Origin of the sequence: Pontibacter harenae, assembly GCF_020907245.1 — a bacterium.
Lineage (GTDB): Bacteria > Bacteroidota > Bacteroidia > Cytophagales > Hymenobacteraceae > Pontibacter > Pontibacter harenae.
The window spans coordinates 1-5,397 of the sequence record NZ_JAJJWH010000086.1 but is presented as its reverse complement, the minus strand read 5'-3'; the positions used below and the strand labels follow the sequence as shown (position 1 = coordinate 5,397).

Genomic DNA, 5,397 nt, shown 5'->3' with positions numbered 1-5,397 from the left:
TTCTCTACTTTTGACATGTCTTAAAAATGGGAGGAGCTCACTCCCTTACGCCTATTATTTATCCTGTAAACAACTGCAGTAAGAAAACATTTGTCTCTATACAACTTTGTGATTAAGAATTGAGAACTTCTTCCCGCTCCAGCCACTCTAATCCTTCCGATAATTCCCTGTTATTAAACTCTAGGTAGATCACCTGGCGGTGCTTCTTGTTCATTGTATTGAAGAGACATGCAGTGTCAGCGGTTTTGAAAAAGTGCACGCCACCCTTCTGCACCTTACAGCACTTGCTCTCGGTACTCTCCCTGATTTCGGCGACCTCCGTATCGTAGAGGTCTGTTGCAATTTCATATCAAGCACCTTTTTCACTTCAACAGACTAAACGGTAGCTTTAGCTGATCAAACAGGCCAAGGGAAGACTTCATAATAAACCGCCAGAAACTGTATGACTACGCTCTCTCAGAAATACGCGGTGTCAAGAAGTAAGGCTGCTTGTTAAAGTATTATATTAAGAGTTGCCCTGCCTCTGTAGATCAACTGAGCTGTTATTTTGCCCTGATCAGATCCTCCAGGCGGGTGGTGTAGCAGGGCGAAAGCTTTTCCTGCTTGTTTTTCCATTTCTCCTCCGTACCCTGCGTCGCGTACTTCACCGTGCCGTGCCCGAAGCGCTCCCGAAGCCCGTCCAGTGTCTGCATCAGCTGCGCGTGCTTCTCCCTATCCACCGTGTCCAGCAGGCTCAGCTGCACCGAGTCCGCGGGCACCAGGTCCAAAAGCAAGAGCCCTGTTTTGCGGTAGCGGAAGCCAGGGCGATAGATCTCACGCAGCGCCTTCAGGGCGTGGCGTATGAGCTCGGGCTCCGAGTCGGTCGGTGTGTCGAAGGTGACGGTGCGGCAGTTGGAGTACACCTCCCCCTCCTGCGCGAATCTGCTGGTCATGGCGAACACCGTCATGGCCCCCGCCTTGCTTTTCTGCCTCCTGAGCTTGGTGGCGCACCTGATCACGTGCGTTGTCAGTGCCTCGGCTATACCGTCGACCTCCGTGATGGCCGTGCCGAAACTTCGCGAGGTGCAGATGTTCTGCTTGGCTGGCGGCACCGTCTCCAGCTCGATGCAGGCCTCGCCCCGCAGCTCCCGCACCGTGCGCAGGCCCACCACCGTCAGATGTTTCTTGGCGAAGGCGTCGGTGACGTTTCGCAGGTCCCAGGCCGTGTGCACGCCGTAGCCCGCCAGCTTCTTGGCGTAGCGGCGCCCGATGCCCCACACGTCCCCCGCCTCCGTACGCCGCAGCGCCGCCTCGATGTGCCGCCCGTCGGTGAGCACCAGCACCCCGTCCGCCTTCTCTGGCTTCTTCGAGATCCTGTTGGCGATTTTGGCCAGCGTCTTCGTCGGGGCCACGCCCACGGCCACGGGCAGGCCCAGCCACTGCCCCACCGTGTCCCTTATCTCTCGGGCGTAGGCATTCAGATCGGTTCTGTAGAAGTCGCCCAGGTCCAGGAAGCTCTCGTCGATACTGTACACCTCCACATTCGGGCTGAAGCGCGTGAGCGTCTCCACCACGCGCGAAGACATGTCGCCGTAGAGCTCGTAGTTGGAGGAGAACACCTGCACCTGATTTTGTTCAATCAGCTCCCTTGCCTCGAACAGAGGCTGGCCCATCTGCAGGCCCAGCGCCTTGGCCTCGTTGCTCCTGGCGATGATGCAGCCGTCGTTGTTGCTCAGCACCACGATGGGCTTTCCCTCCAGGCTGGGGTCGAAGACACGCTCGCAGGAGGCGTAGAAGTTGTTGCAGTCGACGATGCCGAAGAGGCTGGTCATTGGTCGAAGCTCCTGACCGTGCCCACCACCACGCCCCAGATGCGGCCAGTGTCCGCCTCCGTCACCCGTATCGGCGGGTACTTCGGGTTCTCGGCCACCAGGTAGGCCCCGTCGGTCTGCAGCTCGTAGCGCTTGATGGTGAACTCGCCGTTGACATAGGCCAGCACGATGTCGCCGCTCTTTGCCTTCCGCTCCTTGTTGACCACCGCCAGGTCGCCTGGTGCGATATAGGCCCCGATCATGCTGTCGCCCTCCACCCGCACCAGGAACGTGGAGGTCGGGTTCTTAGACAGGTAGGTGTTCAGGTCCACGCGCCCCGAGACGTAGTCGTCGGCGGGGCTGGGGAAACCCGCCTGCACGGTGGCCACCGCCAGCGGCACGGTCGTCTCGCTCTCAAAGTTCAGGTAAAGCACCCGCGGCTCTGACAGGGGGTGCAGGGGTATGACGCTCGCTTCTTTCATTGCCTTCTCTTGTTTGGCCTTCTTTTACGGCGGCAAATTATGAAAAGGCTATATATTTAGCTAAAATTTTTAGCATAACTATTTAATTTAGCTAAACAGGTCCCCCTGCTCGGCTGCGGGCTCCAGCACGGCGGGCGTGTCGCGGGCGGGCGAGTTGACCAGTTTCGAGACGGGGTAAGCCTTCATCTCAGAGCTCGGGTAAGGGCTCAGCAGCGAGAGGATATGTTCGTCTGCGCGGGCATCCGAGAGCCACAGCGCCTCCTTGTCTGGGTGCAGCAGCACGGGCATGCGGTCGTGGATGGGCCGCATCAATTCGTTCGGCTGCGTGGTGATGAGCGTGTAGCTGCGGATCACCTCCCCCGTCTCCGTATCTGCCCACTCGTCCCAGAGCCCCGCGAAGCAGAAGAGGCCTTCGTCCTTCAGGAGGAAGCGGTAGGGCTGTTTGCCCACCGCCGTCGTGCGCCACTCGTAAAAGCCGTCGGCGGGCACCAGGCAGCGCCTGCGGTTGACAAGCTCACGGAACATGGGTTTCTCGGTCAGCGTCTCGGCTCTAGCGTTGATGGACTTGTGTTTGTAGCCCTTTTCCCTGGCCCAGTGCGGCAGCATGCCCCAGCTAAGAAACCGCAGCTCGTCTGGCGCATCGCTTGTGATGACGGGCAGCGACTGCGAGGGTGCCGCGTTGAAGCGGTTCTCCGCCTCGGCCTGCTGCAGCAGCCTGGCGGCTCTGACCGAGCCTTTCGACTCCCTGTTCCTGCTGATAATGGAGTAGCGTCCGCACATAGTGTCTAGTGGCTGTAGAAAATAGTTAATCCTGTTACGCAAAGTTACAGCCTATCGGTATGGTACCGCGCATCCAGGTGTGAGTCTTTAGGCAAACAGACTGAACGCGCATCGCGGCGAAGGCAGACTTCCGCCTTGCCTACCACAGCTTTCTCTAGGGAACAGGCCTCCCCTTTTGTTCGTGCTCTAGCGGCCTCGTTACGGTTTGTTACAGCATGTAACCTGTTGTAGCAAACTATAACAAATAGTAACGGTTGAGAAGAATTCCCGCAGATTAAGCTGAAGAGTAAGGCGCTACCGATGCCTAAAGCGTTGTGACAGTACTGGCTAAGCAACAGGGAGAAGAACACTGCTTTTATGCCGTAACGTTTTGTAACATTCTGTAACAAAACGTTACGGCAATAGGAAATCAATTGATAATTATAGATATTAAATAATATTTCTGCCTACTGCCTTCAAGTGCTCTGCGGCACAACACCCGCCGCTACGGCGCACGCAGTAAGTCTGCAGGCATGCCTGCGAGCAAAAGGGGTATCAACAGAAGGATTGCCACTCCATACACAGAAAAAGGATGTACGACATTATCGGGGACATACACGGCCACGCCGACGCGCTTGAGCTACTGCTCCAAAAACTGGGCTACGGCAAAAGCGGGGGCCACTACAGCCACCCAGGCAGAAAGGCCGTCTTCGTGGGCGACTACATAGACAGGGGGCCTCAGATTGCGGAAGCGCTGGGGATAGTCAAAGCCATGGCCGAGCACGGGGCCGCCCTCGCGCTGATGGGCAACCACGAGCTTAACGCCATCCTCTACAACACAAGGGACGCTGAAGGCAACTACCTGCGCGAGCGCACGGATAAGAACAAAAGCCAGCACGCTGAGACGCTGCGGCAGTTCGAGGGAAAGGAGGAAGCGTATTTGGCCTACATCGAATGGTTCAGGACACTGCCGCTTTACCACGAGGAGGAGAATATGCGGGTGGTGCACGCCTGCTGGGACGAAACCCACATCCAGCACCTGAAAGAGAACCTCGTGGACGGCAGGCTGACGGACGGGCTGCTCAAGAACCGCTACAAAAAGGGCACTGGACTATATGAAGCCGTAGAGGTAACGCTAAAGGGCAAAGAGCTGGGGATGCCGCGGGGCCTTACCTTCAGGGACAAGGACGGGCACGAGCGCACGGAGCTACGGATAAAGTGGTGGCTGAACCCTGAGAGGGTCACCTACAGGCAGTACAGCGTGGAGCCGCTAGACACGCTCTCAGACGATCCCGTGCCGAATACGCTGACCGAGGGCAACGGCCCCTATCCTGAGAGTGAGAGGCCCGTCTTCTTCGGCCACTATTGGCTCTCGGGCCAGGCGGAGGTCAGCGTTTTCTCAGGCAACGTCTGCTGTGTGGACTACAGCGTGGCGAAGCAGGGCAAGCTGGTGGCCTACAGGTGGGACGGGGAGCGGAAACTGGATCCAGCCAGGTTTGTTCACGTTTCACCCACAGCGCACTAGCCATGGCACCTTTCGTCAGTTACTCCGAGTACAAAGACTGCAGCCTTGCCTGCGGGCACTGCGGCTGGTACGGTCAGGGCAGAGACAGCTGCCAGAATTACGGCGGTATGGTGATAGACCTCTCCTGCCCCAACTGCTACGAGATGCTCGCCGTCGTAGAGTTTCCCAGCTACCACGAAACAGTCACACACGGCAGTGAGGCCGAAAGAAAGGCGGCACTCAGAGAGGTAAACTTCCGCGAGCGGTTCAAAAGGCTTAGCCTGAATAGCCCAGAACAGCTCCCTGAAATACAGGAAAGCGGCATCGTGTTCACCTTCAGGGCGGATAGGGTAAAGGGTGAGGATCTTAACATAGTAGAGCACCAGGGAAAGGAGATTTGGCGCGAGCCGATGGTGTGGGAAGGCTACGGGCGGTTTATGGAGATCGGGCGCATCCTAAAGGAAAAGTACGGCAACAGGATGGTGGATCTGGTACCTGACGCCACGGCGGAGATGTTTCTCTACGGGGACAAACTACAGGCCCCAAGCCTGGTTGCTGACTTTAGAAAGAAGTTGAAACATGTACTTTGAAAAGAATATTCATGAACCTATATTTACAACTCCTGACCACCGCCTGAAAACATGCTTAACAAAAAGACCCTCTCCGAGCGTGACATCTGCACTAAGTTGATTACGCCTGCTCTGCAAAAAGCTGGCTGGGATATTCAGATTCAGTAGGGCGGATACTGGTTTACTGAAAGAGTATTCCTCACCTACCATGCCTAGTGATTTTGCTGGCAAGTTAATTAACCGATAATCATCTTTTAGTTGTGGTTCACAATGTATGATGTTTGCATTTTTGT

Annotated in this window: 7 protein-coding genes; 2 read left to right on the top strand and 5 right to left on the bottom strand. The window is 56.5% G+C overall.

Features of this window, described 5'->3' with window-relative positions:
- Window positions 1-542: 542 nt before the first annotated feature.
- The 4 genes from LN893_RS20155 to LN893_RS20140 form a co-directional block, all read right to left on the bottom strand.
- Window positions 543-1,811, bottom strand: a complete 1,269-nt coding sequence (locus tag LN893_RS20155; protein WP_229973200.1) for a Y-family DNA polymerase — start codon at window positions 1,809-1,811, stop codon at window positions 543-545.
- The gene (locus LN893_RS20150) at window positions 1,808-2,272 is read right to left on the bottom strand and encodes a LexA family protein (RefSeq protein WP_229973198.1); all 465 of its coding nucleotides are present in this window, start codon (window positions 2,270-2,272) and stop codon (window positions 1,808-1,810) included. The genes LN893_RS20155 and LN893_RS20150 overlap by 4 nt, the downstream gene beginning before the upstream one ends.
- Window positions 2,273-2,359: 87 nt before the next feature.
- Window positions 2,360-3,052: an SOS response-associated peptidase gene (locus tag LN893_RS20145; RefSeq protein WP_229973196.1), complete on the bottom strand. Its 693-nt coding sequence runs from the start codon at window positions 3,050-3,052 to the stop codon at window positions 2,360-2,362.
- Window positions 3,053-3,096: 44 nt separating this feature from the next.
- Window positions 3,097-3,441, bottom strand: a complete 345-nt coding sequence (locus tag LN893_RS20140) for a hypothetical protein (RefSeq protein WP_229973194.1) — start codon at window positions 3,439-3,441, stop codon at window positions 3,097-3,099.
- 182 nt (window positions 3,442-3,623) lie between these two features.
- On the opposite strand from LN893_RS20140, the gene LN893_RS20135 reads away from it, so the two are divergent.
- Entirely contained in the window at window positions 3,624-4,556 is a 933-nt protein-coding gene (locus tag LN893_RS20135) for a metallophosphoesterase (protein ID WP_229973192.1), read from the top strand.
- Window positions 4,557-4,558: 2 nt separating this feature from the next.
- A complete protein-coding gene (locus LN893_RS20130) occupies window positions 4,559-5,125 on the top strand; it encodes a hypothetical protein (RefSeq protein ID WP_229973190.1) in 567 nt (188 codons plus the stop codon).
- A 9-nt stretch (window positions 5,126-5,134) separates the two neighbouring features.
- Here LN893_RS20130 and LN893_RS20125 read toward each other — a convergent pair.
- A partial coding sequence (locus tag LN893_RS20125) for a hypothetical protein (RefSeq protein ID WP_229973188.1) occupies window positions 5,135-5,397 on the bottom strand: 263 nt, incomplete at its 5' end.

Bases quoted from the DNA above. Each gene is read 5' to 3' on its own strand.
- LN893_RS20150 (WP_229973198.1), bottom strand. From the start codon at position 2,272: ATGAAAGAAGCGAGCGTCATACCCCTGCACCCCCTGTCAGAGCCGCGG.
- LN893_RS20155 (WP_229973200.1), bottom strand. From the start codon at position 1,811: ATGACCAGCCTCTTCGGCATCGTCGACTGCAACAACTTCTACGCCTCC.
- LN893_RS20130 (WP_229973190.1), top strand. From the start codon at position 4,559: ATGGCACCTTTCGTCAGTTACTCCGAGTACAAAGACTGCAGCCTTGCC.
- LN893_RS20145 (WP_229973196.1), bottom strand. From the start codon at position 3,052: ATGTGCGGACGCTACTCCATTATCAGCAGGAACAGGGAGTCGAAAGGC.
- LN893_RS20135 (WP_229973192.1), top strand. From the start codon at position 3,624: ATGTACGACATTATCGGGGACATACACGGCCACGCCGACGCGCTTGAG.